The 14,924-nt window shown below is 73.3% G+C and carries 13 protein-coding genes; 6 read left to right on the top strand and 7 right to left on the bottom strand.

What is annotated here, in order from left to right; genetic code table 11:
- Positions 1–19: 19 nt before the first annotated feature.
- Positions 20–613 (bottom strand): hypothetical protein, encoded by a 594-nt coding sequence (locus N5875_RS07650; protein ID WP_338492421.1) that lies wholly within the window; start codon positions 611–613, stop codon positions 20–22.
- A 130-nt stretch (positions 614–743) separates the two neighbouring features.
- Between N5875_RS07650 and N5875_RS07645 the strand changes: the two genes are divergently transcribed.
- Entirely contained in the window at positions 744–1,709 is a 966-nt protein-coding gene (locus N5875_RS07645; RefSeq protein ID WP_318212613.1) for a fibronectin type III domain-containing protein, read from the top strand.
- 102 nt (positions 1,710–1,811) lie between these two features.
- Entirely contained in the window at positions 1,812–3,611 is a 1,800-nt protein-coding gene (locus N5875_RS07640) for a hypothetical protein (RefSeq protein ID WP_338492418.1), read from the top strand.
- Positions 3,612–3,669: 58 nt separating this feature from the next.
- On the opposite strand, the gene N5875_RS07635 is transcribed toward N5875_RS07640, so the two are convergent.
- The 3 genes from N5875_RS07635 to N5875_RS07625 all read right to left on the bottom strand — a co-directional run bounded on the left by N5875_RS07635 (position 3,670) and on the right by N5875_RS07625 (position 7,560).
- The gene (locus N5875_RS07635) at positions 3,670–4,815 is read right to left on the bottom strand and encodes a GDSL-type esterase/lipase family protein (RefSeq protein ID WP_318212615.1); all 1,146 of its coding nucleotides are present in this window, start codon (positions 4,813–4,815) and stop codon (positions 3,670–3,672) included.
- A 260-nt stretch (positions 4,816–5,075) separates the two neighbouring features.
- Positions 5,076–6,707, bottom strand: coding sequence for a malate synthase A (gene aceB, locus N5875_RS07630; RefSeq protein ID WP_318212616.1), 1,632 nt, complete (start codon positions 6,705–6,707; stop codon positions 5,076–5,078).
- 226 nt (positions 6,708–6,933) lie between these two features.
- Positions 6,934–7,560, bottom strand: a complete 627-nt coding sequence (locus N5875_RS07625; protein ID WP_338492414.1) for a nucleotidyltransferase family protein — start codon at positions 7,558–7,560, stop codon at positions 6,934–6,936.
- 207 nt (positions 7,561–7,767) lie between these two features.
- Here N5875_RS07625 and N5875_RS07620 point away from each other — a divergent pair, with 207 nt between their 5' ends.
- The gene (locus N5875_RS07620) at positions 7,768–8,094 is read left to right on the top strand and encodes a DUF5955 family protein (protein ID WP_318212618.1); all 327 of its coding nucleotides are present in this window, start codon (positions 7,768–7,770) and stop codon (positions 8,092–8,094) included.
- Positions 8,095–8,183: 89 nt separating this feature from the next.
- On the opposite strand, the gene N5875_RS07615 is transcribed toward N5875_RS07620, so the two are convergent.
- Both N5875_RS07615 and N5875_RS07610 read right to left on the bottom strand, forming a co-directional pair.
- Positions 8,184–8,810, bottom strand: coding sequence for a response regulator transcription factor (locus N5875_RS07615; protein ID WP_318212619.1), 627 nt, complete (start codon positions 8,808–8,810; stop codon positions 8,184–8,186).
- A 5-nt stretch (positions 8,811–8,815) separates the two neighbouring features.
- Positions 8,816–9,994, bottom strand: a complete 1,179-nt coding sequence (locus N5875_RS07610) for a sensor histidine kinase (protein ID WP_338492411.1) — start codon at positions 9,992–9,994, stop codon at positions 8,816–8,818.
- A 112-nt stretch (positions 9,995–10,106) separates the two neighbouring features.
- Between N5875_RS07610 and N5875_RS07605 the strand changes: the two genes are divergently transcribed.
- Positions 10,107–11,186: an FtsX-like permease family protein gene (locus N5875_RS07605; protein WP_338492409.1), complete on the top strand. Its 1,080-nt coding sequence runs from the start codon at positions 10,107–10,109 to the stop codon at positions 11,184–11,186.
- Positions 11,183–11,863, top strand: a complete 681-nt coding sequence (locus tag N5875_RS07600; protein ID WP_318212622.1) for an ABC transporter ATP-binding protein — start codon at positions 11,183–11,185, stop codon at positions 11,861–11,863. The genes N5875_RS07605 and N5875_RS07600 overlap by 4 nt, the downstream gene beginning before the upstream one ends.
- Before the next feature lie 581 nt (positions 11,864–12,444).
- Here N5875_RS07600 and N5875_RS07595 read toward each other — a convergent pair.
- Positions 12,445–13,251 (bottom strand): IclR family transcriptional regulator, encoded by an 807-nt coding sequence (locus N5875_RS07595; protein ID WP_318212623.1) that lies wholly within the window; start codon positions 13,249–13,251, stop codon positions 12,445–12,447.
- A gap of 337 nt (positions 13,252–13,588) precedes the next feature.
- On the opposite strand from N5875_RS07595, the gene allB reads away from it, so the two are divergent.
- Complete coding sequence (gene allB / locus N5875_RS07590) at positions 13,589–14,923, top strand: allantoinase AllB (protein ID WP_338492405.1); 1,335 nt, start codon at positions 13,589–13,591, stop codon at positions 14,921–14,923.
- Position 14,924 lies beyond the last annotated feature (1 nt).

Genomic DNA, 14,924 nt, shown 5'->3' with positions numbered 1-14,924 from the left:
CGCCCGGCCGCGCCCCCGCTCACCGCTCCACCGCGATCCTGCGACGGCACTCCTGAGCCAGTGCCGGATACGCGGCTCCGATCGCCTCGTACAGCCGTCGCCGCAGCAGCCGCTCGGCCTCGCCGCGCCCGGTCTCGCCGTACAGGCCGTCGAGGAGCGCCTCGTACCGCGCGAGGGCGTGCCGGAGGTAGCTCACCTGCCACCGTACGAGTGCCCCCGCCGGAGCCCCGTCTCCCGGTGGCGTCCCGGGGCTCCGCGCCCCCAGGAGCTGCCGGTGCCGGACCGCCCGCCGCTCCAGCTCGGGGCCGGGGAGCCGGGGCACCTCGATCGGTTGCGCGCGGATCGCGGCCAGGACGGCGGCGCGGCGCCGCTCCGCGTAGGCCGCGGCGGCAGAGGAACCGGCCAGAGCGAGCGTCGACGTGCCGGTGAACTCGGGTGTCCGCTCCACCGTCTCGACCCGCGCCAGGAGGTAGAGCCGCAGGGGCGCGGGGGACCAGCGGCGCGGGTCGCGGCCCTGCACATCGGGTGTGCCGAGGAGCTCCCGCACCATCGTGTCGGTCCAGCCTCGTCGGCGTACCCCGGCGTGGCTCAGATAGGTCGTACGGTCCGTCATGATTCCCCCAGATTCGACTACGGAGAGTGATGTTCTCAGTGAAGCGCACGCCACTGACAACGCCCCCTTGTCGAGGCCGGTCCGACTGTGCGATATAGGTCTGGACCTTTCCGGCGGAGGAGGCCGGCCCGTGCAACGACCGCTCGCCGCAAGCCTGTTGACCGCCCTCACGCTGACGCTCACGCTCGCCGGATGCTCCGGCGCCGCCGTTCCCGAGGTCAAGGACGTCCGCGCCCCCAGCGTCCCCTCCGGCGTCACCGCGACGGCGGGCAGCGCGAGCACGGTCCATGTGATGTGGAGCGCGGCCACCGACGACCGGGCCGTCACCGGATACGCGGTCTACAGCGAGGGCCGCAAGATCAAGGACCTCCCGGCCACCACCCTGATGACCGACGTGGTCGGCCTCGCCCCCGCCACCCTCCACCGCTTCACCGTCCGGGCCAGGGACGCCGCCGGCAACGTCTCGCCCCCGAGCGCCACCGTCACCGCGACCACCCTCCGCGCCGCCGCCGAGGACCGCACGCCCCCCACCACACCCGCCGCGCTCCGCGCCACTCCCGACGGCAGCCGCGCCGTGACCCTCCGCTGGACCGCGTCCAAGGACGACACCGAGGTCACCGCGTACGACGTCTACCAGGCCGACACCCGCATCCACACCGTGCCCGGCACCGCCACCTCCGCCCACGTCACCGGACTGCGCCCCGGCACCGCCTACGCGTTCACCGTCCGCGCCCGCGACGCCGCCGAGAACTCCTCCCCGGACAGCACCCCCGCCGACCTCACCACGGCCCCGTCCCCGGGCGCGCCCGCGAACACCGCCCCCACCCGCCTCACCGCGTCAGCGGCCAAGAGCGAGATCACCGTCACCTGGACCCCACCGGACACAGGCGCCCCGGTGACCCACCACGAACTCCACCTCGACGGCAGGTTCGCCACCACCATCATCTGGGGCACCGCCCCGCCCCCCGGCCGCGCCACCTACACGTTCCCGGTCCAGGACCCCCCGGGCACCCGGTACACCGTCACCCTCCGCGCCCAACTCCCGGACGGCACCTGGGGCGACTTCTCGGCACCCCGGACGGTGGTGGTCCGCTGACGTCGGCCCACCGGGCGCCCGCTCCGCGACGCAGGCGACTCCCCGTCCCCGCCGCCTGCGTCCTCCGTCCGATTCGTCCCCCGCCGAACTACCCTGGGAAGCGTGGCCGAGACCGTTCTCACCAACACCGGGCTCGACAGCTTCCTCGACGGAGCACCCGAGCGCCGCGATCCCGTTTTCGTGCGTGCCGCCGAGGCGGTGCTGGGTCTCCTCGCCCTCCGGGGGGCCGATAGGGCGTCGGGGGTGCCCGAGCCGACGCCAGGGCTCGTACGGCAGCTGCTCGTCGAGGACCTGCCGACGTTCGTGTACGTGCCGCCCGGGGCGCTCGCCGTCTATCCCGCCGTGGTCGGACAGCTCGCGGCGCGCTTCGACGGGGGCCGGGGCGAACAGGTCGCCGTGGCCGTCCGGGAGGCCGCCGGCGACTTCGAGCGGGCGATGACCGATCCCGGGAACCTGACCTGGCACCGGTGGTACGCCTCGCTCCTGCGCTCCTGCGGCGCCGACCTCGCCGACCCCGAGGACGTACGGCGCCGACTCGCCGCCCTCGACGGCGCGCCGCTGCCCGACGGCGTGCACCGGGCCGACCTCATGGGACGCACGGCCCTCGCCGACGTGCTGCTCGCTGAGGCCCTCACACGCGCGTACGTACGGGACGCCGAGCAGCCGCCCGCCGCGGGGCCGCTGCTCACCGACCACGCCGTCGCGACCGGCATCGGGCAGGTGGCCGCCGCGCTCCAGGACCGGTGGACCGCCGCCGGGCTCGCCGAGCAGCTCGCCGGGCCGTACGCGCGCTTCGCGCCCGGGCCCGACGACTTCCCCCACCTCGTCCTGGCCGACGCCCTCCTGGACGAGCACCTCGACCACTACGGCGACATCTCCGTCCCCGTACCCCCGCCCGCCGCCATCGAGGCCGGGCCGGTCGAGGAGGACGCCGACACCCTCATCACCGCCGTGGAGGAGCTGTCCGAGGAGGAGTTCGAGCCCTACGGGGGTGAGGCTCCGCATCTGCTGTACGTGGTCTACCGGCGCGGCTGCTCGGCCGAGTCCGTCGCCCGCAAGGCCGCCGAGTACGAGGACTGGGCCGTCGATCCGGCCGTGGAGGACCTGCCCGTACCCGTACCGGCGGCGGTGCCGGACGGGGCGTTCGCGTCCTCGCACATCGTTCCGCCCGTCCCCGAGCTCGCACGGCTCCTCGGTACGACCGACCTGACCGAGACCGACCGGGCCCGGCTCGAGGGCCCCACCCGCGACCTCGCCGCCGTCCTCGACCGACTCGCCGCCACCGGCCTGGTCTTCCGCACCGGCGACGCCTTCGGGCTCACCCCGCGCGGCGCCGGCGTCGTCCGCTATCTCCTCGGAGTGCGCGGGATCGCCGCCCCCGACGCCGCCGAGGCCAGGGCGTGGTCCGCCTCCGAGGCGGTGGCCGCCGCCGGGGGCTGGCCCACGGGCGTGGCCGCGCGCGTGCTCGCCGACTGGCTCCGCGCGCGCGGGGACACCGCCGACGCCTGGTCCCAACTGCTCGCCGCCCTCGGCACCGTCCACGTCGGCACGACCGACGCCGCCGCCACCCGAGGGCTCTTCACCGTCCTCGACACCGCCGCGGCCCCGCCTGATGCGCTGCGCGGAGCCCTTCGCGACCCGGTGATCGGCGCGTACGCCCATCAGGCGCTCCGCGCGCGTGGAGAGCCCTCCGACCTGATCCAGGTGGGGATCTCGGCACGGGCCCTGTTCGTGCTCGACGCGCTGCCCGCCAAGAAGGGGCCCCTGGAGTCCCGCCGTGCCGCCTTCGACACGGCGGCCGCCGCCTGGCCCGGCGGTTCCGCCGCCCTGGTCCGGGCGATGCGGGCGGCCGACCGGCACGAGGCCGAGCGGGTCCTCGGCCCGCTCGGCCTGGCGCCGTAGCTCTCGGTCACGCGGCTCGGCGCCCAGCAGGTGCCGCAGCCCCTGCCCCGCGCTGTCGCTATCCCGCCGTCAGGTACATCCCCGACGGCCCCGACCCCGCCGTGTTCCGGCAGCTGTGGTTGCCCGTGGGGCGGGCGTGGACCAGGGCCAGACAGCGGCCGAGGGCCTGCTGGCCGTAGGCGTTGGGGTGCATGGACTCCTGGACGAGGCCCTGGGTGCTCTGGCTGTCGATCCAGCGCGCCCACTCGCTCGTCGTCCCCGACGTCGGCGCCGTCGACGTCACCTGACGGCTCGCCTTGGCACACACCTCACGCCCCTGGAGCGCGTCCCGCAGGTCCATGAACTGCACGCCCTTCGCCGCCGCGACGCCCTTCAGGCGGTTGGCGAGCTGCGGGACGAGGGAGTCGCGGGCCCAGTCGGAGTCGGCGTTCCAGAAGGGGCAGCCGCCGGTGTTCGTACGGGACCAGCCGCTCTCCGCGTACCGGTTCTCGGCGGCGCGGGGGAGGGGCGATGGATACGACTGGAGGACGATCCGGTAGTCGGAGGAGGTGTATCCGGCGCCCGTCATCACGGCCCGGATCTCGTCGACCGAACGGCCGACGTCCGCCATCACCCCGTCGATCCGGGCGTCGACCTCGGCCTGCTGGTCGTCGTGGCAGTACGAGTACCAGACGATGTAGTCCTTGGCGCAGGTGGCGATGATGTCGGCGAACCCGAGGTCGTTGCCGCCGATGGAGAGCGCGATCAGCTCCACGTCGTGCGAGGCGGCGACGGCCGCGAGCTGGTCGGCCTGCGGGGCCTCGCCCTTGTAGGACAGGCCGCCCTGCGAGGCGCGGAAGACGTTGTCGGTCGTGGCCCCGGAGCAGGCCAGATTGACCAGGGAGCTCGCGATCGGTCCGGCGCTCTTCACCTCGGCGGTGTCCGAGCGGTGACATCCGCCCGCGGTGGTGCCGTACACCCGGGACGGGTCGTACGCGCTGCCCGTCCAGGCCCGGTCGGTGCCGTTGCGGCTCCCCGAGTCGGTGAGGCTGTTGCCCAGCCAGCGCCCGGCCTCGCCGGAGATGTAGCTGTCGCCCATGGTGACGACGGCGGTGGGCCCGCTGCCCGGGGAGGCGGAGGCGGTGGGGGCGGCGACGGAGGCGAGCCCGGCGGCGGTACACAGTGCCAGGAGTGCGCGCAGCGCACGGTGGGGGGACGAAGGCATGGCTGTGCTCCTGCGGTACGCAGTGACGTGGGGGACAACCGCCGGCCGGTGGCACGGCGGAATCTGTCACCTCGTGGCTTGTTACCGCTAGGTAGCTGCATATCTCGGTTGCGTCACGTCGCCTGTGAGCCCACAGGAACGGCAACAGGGCCCCGCCTCCGGTGTTGTGCGACACCGGGGACGAAGCCCTGTTCAGGATGCTGTCCGACCGCTGTGCGGGCCGTCGGGGCAGCCGTTCTTCTGCTACTTCGGCTGCGAGATCAGCCGACCAGCTGCTCGTACGCGGGGAGCGTCAGGAAGTCCGCGTAGTCGGCGTCGAGGGAGACGTGCAGGAGCAGGTCGTGCGCCTGCTGCCACTTGCCGGCCGCGAAGGCCTCCTCGCCGATCTCCGCGCGGATCGCGGCCAGTTCCTCGGCGGCGATCTTGCGGGCCAGCTCCGGAGTGGCCTTCACAGTGGTTCCGGCGTGCTCGAAGACGACGCCCGCGTTGATCCACTGCCAGATCTGCGAGCGTGAGATCTCGGCCGTGGCCGCGTCCTCCATCAGGTTGAAGATGGCGACGGCGCCGAGGCCGCGCAGCCACGCCTCGATGTAGCGGGTGCCGACCTGGACGGCGCTGACCAGGCCGTCGTAGGTGGGCTTCGCGTCGAGGGAGTCGATCGCGATCAGGTCTCCGGCCGCGACGGACACGTCCTCGCGGAGGCGGTCCTTCTGGTTGGGCTTGTCGCCGAGGACGGCGTCGAAGGAGGCCATCGCGATCGGGACCAGGTCGGGGTGGGCGACCCAGGAGCCGTCGAAGCCGTCGCCGGCCTCGCGGTCCTTGTCGGCCTTGACCTTCTCGAACGCGACCTTGTTGACCTCGGCGTCCTTGCGGGACGGGATGAACGCCGCCATGCCGCCGATCGCGTGCGCGCCGCGCTTGTGGCAGGTGCGCACGAGGAGCTCGGTGTACGCGCGCATGAACGGGGCCGTCATCGTGACCGCGTTGCGGTCCGGAAGGACGAACTTGGCGCCGCCGTCACGGAAGTTCTTGACGATGGAGAAGAGGTAGTCCCAGCGGCCCGCGTTCAACCCGGCGGCGTGGTCGCGGAGTTCGTAGAGGATCTCCTCCATCTCGTACGCGGCCGTGATGGTCTCGATGAGGACCGTGGCGCGGACGGTGCCCTGCGGGATGCCGACGTAGTCCTGGGCGAAGACGAAGATCTCGTTCCAGAGGCGGGCCTCCAGGTGCGACTCCGTCTTCGGGAGGTAGAAGTACGGGCCCTTGCCGAGGTCGATCAGACGCTGGGCGTTGTGGAAGAAGTACAGGCCGAAGTCGACGAGCGCGCCCGGCACGGGGCGGCCGTCGAAGGTGAGGTGGCGCTCCTCCAGGTGCCAGCCGCGGGGCCGCATGACGACCGTGGCCAGCTCGCCGGCCGGCTTGAGGGCGTACGACTTGCCCGAGCGCGGGTCCGTGAAGTCGATCTTCCGGCTGTACGCGTCGATCAGGTTGAGCTGGCCCAGGACCACGTTCTCCCAGGTCGGCGCGGAGGCGTCCTCGAAGTCGGCGAGCCAGACCTTCGCGCCGGAGTTGAGCGCGTTGATCGTCATCTTGCGGTCGGTCGGGCCGGTGATCTCGACGCGGCGGTCGTTCAGGGCCGCCGGGGCCGGCGCGACCTTCCAGGAGTCGTCGGCGCGGATCGCCGCGGTCTCCGGCAGGAAGTCCAGGGTGGACGTGCGGGCGATCTCGGCGCGACGTTCCGCTCGGCGGGCGAGGAGCTCGTCCCGGCGCGGGGTGAACCGCCGGTGCAGTTCGGCGACGAACGCCAGGGCCGCCTCGGTGAGCACCTCCTCCTGACGGGGCAGGGGCTCGGCATCGACGACGGCCAGGGGGGACGGCGCTGGTGCGGACATGAACTGTCACTTCCTTCAGCGGACTTCACGGGCGGTGCCAGACGGCCGCCGGGCGTCGCTGGACGGCACGCAGTGCCGCCGGCGCCGAGATACGGCCGCAAGCGCCTTCTGAACGGACAGGCGCTTCTGAACAGTGGATACTAGTTTCCTCATGGTGGAAGTTCAATGGTTTGTTGATGTCGAGATTCTCTGGATCGACAGACCATGGCGCTGGGTGCCACGCCGTTCACTCCAAGTGCGCCAGATCCTCCTCGGTGTCGATGTCATAGGGCTCGGCCACATCCGAACAGTCCACCGGGGTGATCGCATCCCGGTGCGCCGCCAGATAGTCCCGCGCGCCCCGGTCGCCCACCGCGAGCTCGGCGATCCCCGCCCAGTGCCCGGCGCCGAACAGCACCGGATGGCCCCGCTGCCCGTCGTACGAGGCCGCCGCGAGCGAATCCCGCGAGACGTACGCCGCCCGGACCCGGGCCACCGCCTCCGCCCCGATCCCCGGCTGGTCGACCAGGAGGACGAGCGCCGCGTCCACCCCGCGCGGGTCGGCTGCCAGCGAGGCGAGCCCCGCCCGCAGCGAGGAGCCCATCCCCTCCGCCCACTCCGGGTTGTCCACGAGCACACATTCCGGCAGCTCCGCCCGCTCCCGTACGACCTCGGCCGACGCGCCCAGAACCACGTGCACCACCTCGCAGCCGGCCGTGCGCAGCGCCCCCACGGCGTACTCGACGAGGGGGCGGCCGCGGTGGGGCAGCAGTGCCTTGGGGCGCCCGCCGAGCCGCCGTCCGCCCCCGGCGGCGAGCAGCAGGCCGGCGACGAGTGGCGTGTGGACATCCGTTCGGTCATGCGCTGTTGTCATGGGGACTGCATACCTCATCAGGCGGAATCACACGGTCGCCTGAATTCCCCGGGCGAAGGGTGGCGCGGTGGGGTGGCGAAGGAGTTAACTGACCCGCAACTCACGGCGCCCGACCACCGCCCGGGGTCGGCTCCGAGCGCTGCTCGGAGTGCTCGGAGTGTTCGGAGTATGGAGTTCTGCGCACAGTGCCGTGCGAGGGGGAGAACCATGTTGCGAAGCGTGGGGCAGAGGCGAGTGACCGGCGAGGGCATGGACCCGAGGGTGGCCGAACTGCGGTCCGCCGTGTCCCGGCTCCGACGTGAACTGGCCGCGCATCGCGTCGAGTTCGCCGACCGGGGCATCGCCGAGGACGAACTCGCGGCGCTCGACGCGATGGCGCTCAGCGGCGCCCCCGAGGTACGACGGCTGCGCCGCTCGCTGCTGCTCGTCGCGGGATCGGTCGGATCCGTCAGCGCCCTCGCGGAAGGGCTCGCCGGGGTCCGGCGGGCGGTGGAACTCTTCGGCCCGCCGGCGCCCCGGGGGCCTGTCGACTGACGGGCGTGCTGTGACGGGTGAGCCTCGACGGGTGGCGGGGGCAGCCGCGGCGTGACTGCCGTGCGGTGACGGGTGTGTGGTGACCGGTGCTAGCGCCTGATCAGGCGGCGGGCCGTCGCCGTCGCCACCGCCGCCGTCCGCGAGTCCACGCCCAGCTTCGCGAAGACGTGCACCAGATGGGACTTCACCGTCGCCTGGCTCAGGAACAGCACCTTGCTGATCTGCTGGTTCGACAGGCCCTCGCCCACCAGCTGGAGCACCTCCAGCTCGCGCTTGGTCAGCGCCTCCGCCGGGGTCCGCATCCGGTCCATCAGACGGTGCGCCACCGCCGGCGCGAGGGCCGACTGCCCGGCCGCCGCCGTGCGGACCGCCGCCGCCAGCTCCTCCGGCGGCGCGTCCTTCAGGAGGTAGCCGGAGGCACCCGCCTCCACCGCCGCCAGGATGTCCGCGTCCGTGTCGTACGTCGTCAGGACCAGCACCTTCGGCCCGCCGGGCGCCGCCGTGATCGACGCCGTCGCCTCCGAGCCGTGCATCCCGGCGCCGAACTGCAGGTCCATCAGGACCACGTCCACGCCCCCGGCAGCGGCCAGCTCCACCGCGCGCTCGGCGGTCGCCGCCTCCGCGACGACGGCGAAGTCCGGCTCCGTGTCCAGGACCGCGCGCAGGCCCGCCCGTACGACGGGGTGGTCGTCGGCCAGGAGAAGACGGATGGTCATGCTCTTCACGCTCCAGCGGGGAGGGGGAGGGAGACGGCGACGGCCGTGCCCTGGCCGGGGGCGGACTCGACGGTGAACGTGCCGCCCAGCGACTCCGCGCGCGAGCGCATCGCCGGAAGCCCGAAACCGCCGTCGGAGGAGGGCCGTACCGCGCCCGGTTCAAAACCCCCGCCGTCGTCGACCACGTCCAGGGTCACCGAGGCGTCCATGAACGACAGGGTGATCTCCGCACGTGACGCGTCCGCGTGCCGCACCGTGTTCGCGAGCGCCGACTGGGCGATACGGAGCAGCGCCACCTCGTAGGGGGTCGGCAGCTCGACCGGCGTACCGCTGACGGAGAAGCGGACCCGCGGCCCGGCCCCCGGCTCGCACAGGCGCTCCAGGGCCGCCGCCAGGGAGCCGTGCTCCAGGTCCGGCGGTGACAGCGCCCGGACGAAACGTCTGGCCTCCGCCAGATTGCCCTGGGCCTCCTGCCGGGCCCGGTCGATGTGGCCCGCGGCGGGGGAGTCCGGCGGCAGCGCCCGCTCGGCCGCGCGGAGCAGCAGCTGGATCGAGGACAGGCCCTGCGCGAGCGTGTCGTGGATCTCGCGGGCGAGACGCTCCCGCTCGGCGAGCGTCCCCGCGTGCCGTTCGGCCGCCGCCAGCTCCGCCCGCGTCTCGATCAGCTCCTCGATGAGCCGGCGCCGCCGCTCGCTCTCCCGGTACAGCGCCTGGTAGCCGAGGACCGTCGCCACCGCGACCGCCGCGCCGAGCAGCGGCCCGATGAAGACCCCCGGGTTGAGCGTGGCGCCGTGCCCCACGTACGAGAGGATCGCCGCGACCGCCGTCAGCGCGACCACCGGCAGCGACCAGCGGGCGGGCAGCAGATGCAGCTGGAGGAAGTAGAGCGGGAAGGCCACCCAGAGCGCTTCCGGGGTCAGGCACAGCAGCGCGATCCAGGACGCGCCCAGGACACCCAGCCACACCGCCGCGGCCCGCTGCGAGTCCCGTACGGACGGCAGATACGACCCGGCGGCGTAGACCGCGCCCGTCACCATCGCGAGCACCGCCCCGGCGGCCGAGTCGGCCCGTACCGCCGCGAGGGCGAGCAGGCCCGCCATCAGCAGGTGCAGACAGAGGCGCAGCACCCGCAGGACGGGGGTGAGGGGGCGCCGGGTGGGGTGGTGGGAGGGGCTCGGATCCATGTTCCCTCCAGCCTAGACAGCGGCAGACAATCCGGACTCAACCGAAAGTTTGATTGCGGAGCCATCCGTGGCGCGATGCCCGGGGGACGCCCCGCGCACCACTCTGGTCACCATGTTCGTCGCATGGAGAGACCTCGGATTCGCCAAGGGGCGTTTCACCCTCATGGGCACCGTGATCGTGCTGATCACCCTGCTCGTGGGCCTGTTGTCCGGGCTGACCGCCGGCCTCGCGAGGGAGAACATCTCCGCGATCACCGGCCTGCCCGCCGACCGGCTCGCCTTCGCCGCGCCGCCGTCCGGGCAGTCGGTCTCCTTCGCCAACTCGACGGTGACGGAGGAGCAGTGGCGCGAGTGGGCCGAGCGGCCCGGGGTCGTCTCGGCGGCGCCGCTCGGCATCCGTACGCTCAACGGCGCCGCCGGGGACCGCACCGCCGCCGTGTCCGCCTTCGGCACGGAGCCGGAGGGCGGGCTCGCCCCCGTGGCGCCCGCCGTCGGCACGGCCGTGCTCTCGGAGTCCGCGGCGGAGGAGCTGGGCGTCGCCGTCGGTGACTCCGTCCGCCTCGGGCCCCTGGAGCTCACCGTCGCCGCGGTCGCGGGCGATGCCTCGTACAGCCACACGCCGGTCGTGTGGACGACCCTCGACGACTGGCAGCGGCTCGGTCACAGCGGCACCACCGCGCAGGAGCAGGCCACCGTCGTCGCGCTCCGCGGGGACGGGGACACCGACTGGGACGCGGGTGACAAGGCCGTCGGCACCGAGGCGCGGACCGTCGACGAGGCCCTCACCGCCATAGGGTCCTACCAGGCCGAGAACGGCTCGCTCCAGCTCATGCGCGGCTTCCTCTTCGTCATCTCCGCCCTCGTCATAGGGGCCTTCTTCACCGTCTGGACCATTCAGCGGAGCGGTGACGTGGCCGTCCTGAAGGCCCTCGGCGCCTCGACCCCGTACCTGCTCAAGGACGCCCTCGGGCAGGCGGTCCTGATGCTCACGGCGGGCACGCTGCTCGGGACGGCGCTCGCGGTCGGCGTCGGGGCGCTGGTCAGCGGCGGGAACGTGCCGTTCGTCCTCGAACCGCTGACCGTCCTCGGGCCGGCCGCCGTGATGGTGGTGCTCGGTGTCCTCGGGGCGGCCCTGTCCATCCGGCGGATCACCGCCGTCGATCCTCTTACCGCGCTCGGGAGTGCCCGATGAGTCTCGTCCTCGATGCCGTCACCCTCACCTACCCGGACGGCGACGGCCGGCTGACCGCGCTCGACGCGGTCTCCCTCACCGTCCCCGCAGGATCCCTCACGGCCGTCGTCGGGCCTTCCGGCTCCGGCAAGTCCAGCCTGCTCGCGGTCGCCGCGACGCTGGTGACGCCGGACCGGGGGCGGGTCGTCGTCGACGGTACCGAGACGGGGGAGCTGGACGCGGCCGGGCGGGCGGCGCTGCGGCGGGAGCGGATCGGCATCGTGTTCCAGCAGCCCAATCTGCTGCCGTCGCTCACGGCGGCGGAACAGCTCCAGGTCATGGCGCACGTCTCGGGGCGGCCGGCGAAGTCGGCCCGCGGCAGGGCGCTGGAACTGCTCGACGCGGTGGGCCTCGCGGACCTGGCCGGGCGACGGCCGCACCAGCTGTCCGGCGGGCAGCGGCAGCGGGTCAACATCGCGCGGGCGCTGATGAACGAGCCGGCGGTCCTGCTCGTCGACGAGCCGACGAGTGCGCTGGATCATGAGCGGGGAGCGGCGGTGGTGGAGCTGCTGGCGGGGCTGACGGTGGGGCGGGGGACGGCGACGGTGCTGGTGACGCACGACCGGACGCATGTGGCTCGCGCGGGGCGGGTGGTGGAGGTACGGGATGGGCGGGTGTCGGAACGCGCGAGCGTCTGAGGCCGACCGGCCTGAGCCTCCGCTGGGCCTCCGCCCCCGCTCCCCACTGCGGAACCTCCGCCCCCGGGACGGCGCCGCCCCGGAGTGCCTGCGCCCCCCCGGGGCGGCGCCCATCCCGAGTGCTTGCGCCCCCGGGGCGGCGCCCATCCTCGGTGCCGGCACTCGCGTCGCTGGGCGGTGCCCCCCCGCCACCGCCGTTGTGGGCAACTGTTCCGCTGGGGCGGAACGGGTGGGCACAACGGACGGCGCCCCCTGCCGGGCCTAGGCTTCCGTGCCTGAACCCGCACCACAGGTGCAGCGCACAGGGGGTGCGGGTCCAGGCGCAAGGGGCGGAGGCGCCGCCAGAGGGCGCCGTCCCGTGTGCCCACCCGTCCCGCCCTGCGGGACGATTGCCCACACGGGGGTGTGGCGCGGGCGCGGCCCGCAGTGGAGGTGGTGCGGGCGCGGCCCGCACGGGCGTCTCGGCCGCGCAGGCCCGCAAGGGGCGGTCCGCACCGGCCCGCAGGGGGGCGGTCCGCACCCGCGCGACCCCGCACGGGGCCCCGCACCCGCGGCCGACCCACCCCCGCCGCCCCGCAGGGCTACGCGCCCCCGTTGCCCGTCGTGTTCGCCAGGGCCGACGACAGTTCTCGGGCGACCTCCTGGAGGATCGGGACGATCTTCTCCGTGGCCGCCTCCGTCACACGGCCCGCCGGGCCCGAGATCGAGATCGCCGCGGCCGTGGGGGAGTCCGGGACCGAGACCGCGAGGCAGCGGACTCCTATCTCCTGCTCGTTGTCGTCGACCGCGTACCCCGTCTCGCGGACCGCGACGAGCGCGTCGAGGAAGCCGTCCGGCGTCGTGATGGTCTTCTCCGTGGCCGCCGGCATGCCGGTACGGGCGAGCAGCGCGCGGACCTCCTCCGCCGGGGTGTGTGCCAGCAGCGCCTTGCCGACACCCGTCGAGTGCGGCAGCACCCGCCGGCCGACCTCGGTGAACATGCGCATCGAGTGCTTGGACGGCACCTGCGCCACGTACACGATCTCGTCGCCGTCGAGCAGCGCCATGTTCGCGGTCTCGCCGGTCTCCTCGACGAGCCGCGCCAGGTACGGGCGGGCCCAGGTGCCGAGGAGGCGGGAGGCGGACTCGCCGAGCCGGATGAGACGGGGGCCGAGCGCGTACCGCCGGTTGGGCTGCTGGCGTACGTACCCGCAGGCCACCAGGGTGCGCATCAGGCGGTGGATGGTGGGGAGCGGGAGTCCGCTGCTGGCGGAGAGCTCGCTCAGCCCGACCTCGCCCCCGGCGTCGGCCATCCGCTCCAGGAGGTCGAAGGCACGCTCAAGGGACTGGACGCCCCCGCTCGCGGCGGGTTTGGCGGCGTCGGTGGTGCTGGCGCTGGACGTCGGCACGTCAACGGTCCTTTCGGGGCAGGCGGGCAAGGCAGCAGCCTACCGGCCCATCGGCCGGGGTACATGGTCCTGGTGTCGGCGTCCGCGCCGGTCAGGACGTGTTTGTCCGGTGTCGGTGACGGCCCGGAGGCCTCCGGGCCGGCCCCAGCTGTACGGAGCTACGTTCTACTGTACGGAATTTGCATTTCACTTGGTGGAAACGTCCAAGCGGCGTGCGGCGGCGTCCGACGTCGGCGGCGATGCTGGAAGTGTGCCCTTGACGACATGTCGTCCGGAAGTGAAAACTCCTTCAACAGTTCGTTGAATTTTTTCTTGAAGCACTGGAAGAGGGGTACGGGTGGACGTCAACCTGGTCCTGCGCTCGACGCGTGTCATCACCCCCGAGGGGACACGCCCGGCGTCGATCGCCGTCTCCGGAGGGACGATCGCGGCCGTGCTGCCGTACGACGCGGAGGTACCCGCCGGTGCCCGGCTCGAGGACGTCGACGACGACGTCGTCCTGCCCGGACTCGTCGACACCCACGTGCACGTGAACGACCCCGGCCGCACCGAGTGGGAGGGCTTCTGGACCGCCACCCGCGCGGCCGCCGCCGGTGGCATCACCACCCTCCTCGACATGCCCCTCAACTCGCTGCCGCCCACCACCACCGTGGAGAACCTACGCGTCAAGCAGGAGGTCGCCCGCACCAAGGCCCACGTCGACGTCGGCTTCTGGGGCGGCGCCCTGCCCGACAACGTCAAGGACCTGCGCCCGCTCCACGACGCCGGTGTCTACGGCTTCAAGTGCTTCCTGTCGCCCTCCGGAGTCGAGGAGTTCCCCGAACTCGACCAGGAGCAGCTCGCGACCTCGCTCGCCGAGATCTCCGGCTTCGGCGGCCTGATGATCGTGCACGCCGAGGACCCCCACCACCTCGCCGCCGCGCCCCAGCGCTCCGGCGGCGCGTACGCCGACTTCCTCGCCTCGCGTCCCCGCGACGCCGAGAACACGGCGATCGAGAACCTGATCAACCAGGCCCGCCGGCTCAACGCCCGCGTCCACGTCCTGCACCTCTCCTCCTCGGACGCGCTGCCGGTCCTCGCCGCCGCCAAGGCCGAGGGCGTCAAGGTCACCGTCGAGTCCTGCCCGCACTTCCTCACGCTCACCGCCGAGGAGATCCCGGACGGGGCGACGGAGTTCAAGTGCTGCCCGCCCATCCGCGAGGCCGTCAACCAGGACGCGCTGTGGCAGGGGCTCGCGGACGGCACGATCGACTGCATCGTCTCCGACCACTCCCCGTCCACGACCGACCTCAAGACGCCCGACTTCGCGTCCGCCTGGGGCGGCATCTCCTCCCTCCAGCTCGGCCTCCCCGCCATCTGGACCGAGGCCCGCCGCCGCGGCTTCGACCTGACGGACGTCGTCCGCTGGATGTCCGAGGGCCCGGCCCGGCTCGCCGGCCTCACCCGCAAGGGCGCCATCGAGGCCGGCCGTGACGCCGACTTCGCCGTCCTCGACCCGGAGGCCTCCTTCACCGTCGACCCGGCCGAGCTCCAGCACCGCAACCGGATCACCGCCTACGCGGGCAAGACCCTCAACGGCGTCGTCACCTCCACCTGGCTCCGCGGCGAGCGGATCGCCGACCACGGCACCCTCGCCGAGCCCTCCGGCCGCCTCCTCGAAAGGAACAACTGAC

It is taken from the genome of Streptomyces sp. SJL17-4, assembly GCF_036826855.1.
Lineage (GTDB): Bacteria > Actinomycetota > Actinomycetes > Streptomycetales > Streptomycetaceae > Streptomyces.
Note: the sequence above shows the minus strand (reverse complement) of the source record. Positions and strands in the feature narration are given on the sequence as shown.

What these genes read in the sequence shown, in the direction of transcription:
- N5875_RS07610 (WP_338492411.1), bottom strand. Translation starts at nt 9,994, where the DNA reads ATGGATCCGAGCCCCTCCCACCACCCCACCCGGCGCCCCCTCACCCCC.
- N5875_RS07600 (WP_318212622.1), top strand. Translation starts at nt 11,183, where the DNA reads ATGAGTCTCGTCCTCGATGCCGTCACCCTCACCTACCCGGACGGCGAC.
- N5875_RS07620 (WP_318212618.1), top strand. Translation starts at nt 7,768, where the DNA reads ATGTTGCGAAGCGTGGGGCAGAGGCGAGTGACCGGCGAGGGCATGGAC.
- N5875_RS07605 (WP_338492409.1), top strand. Translation starts at nt 10,107, where the DNA reads ATGTTCGTCGCATGGAGAGACCTCGGATTCGCCAAGGGGCGTTTCACC.
- N5875_RS07635 (WP_318212615.1), bottom strand. Translation starts at nt 4,815, where the DNA reads ATGCCTTCGTCCCCCCACCGTGCGCTGCGCGCACTCCTGGCACTGTGT.
- N5875_RS07615 (WP_318212619.1), bottom strand. Translation starts at nt 8,810, where the DNA reads ATGACCATCCGTCTTCTCCTGGCCGACGACCACCCCGTCGTACGGGCG.
- aceB (WP_318212616.1), bottom strand. Translation starts at nt 6,707, where the DNA reads ATGTCCGCACCAGCGCCGTCCCCCCTGGCCGTCGTCGATGCCGAGCCC.
- N5875_RS07625 (WP_338492414.1), bottom strand. Translation starts at nt 7,560, where the DNA reads ATGACAACAGCGCATGACCGAACGGATGTCCACACGCCACTCGTCGCC.
- N5875_RS07650 (WP_338492421.1), bottom strand. Translation starts at nt 613, where the DNA reads ATGACGGACCGTACGACCTATCTGAGCCACGCCGGGGTACGCCGACGA.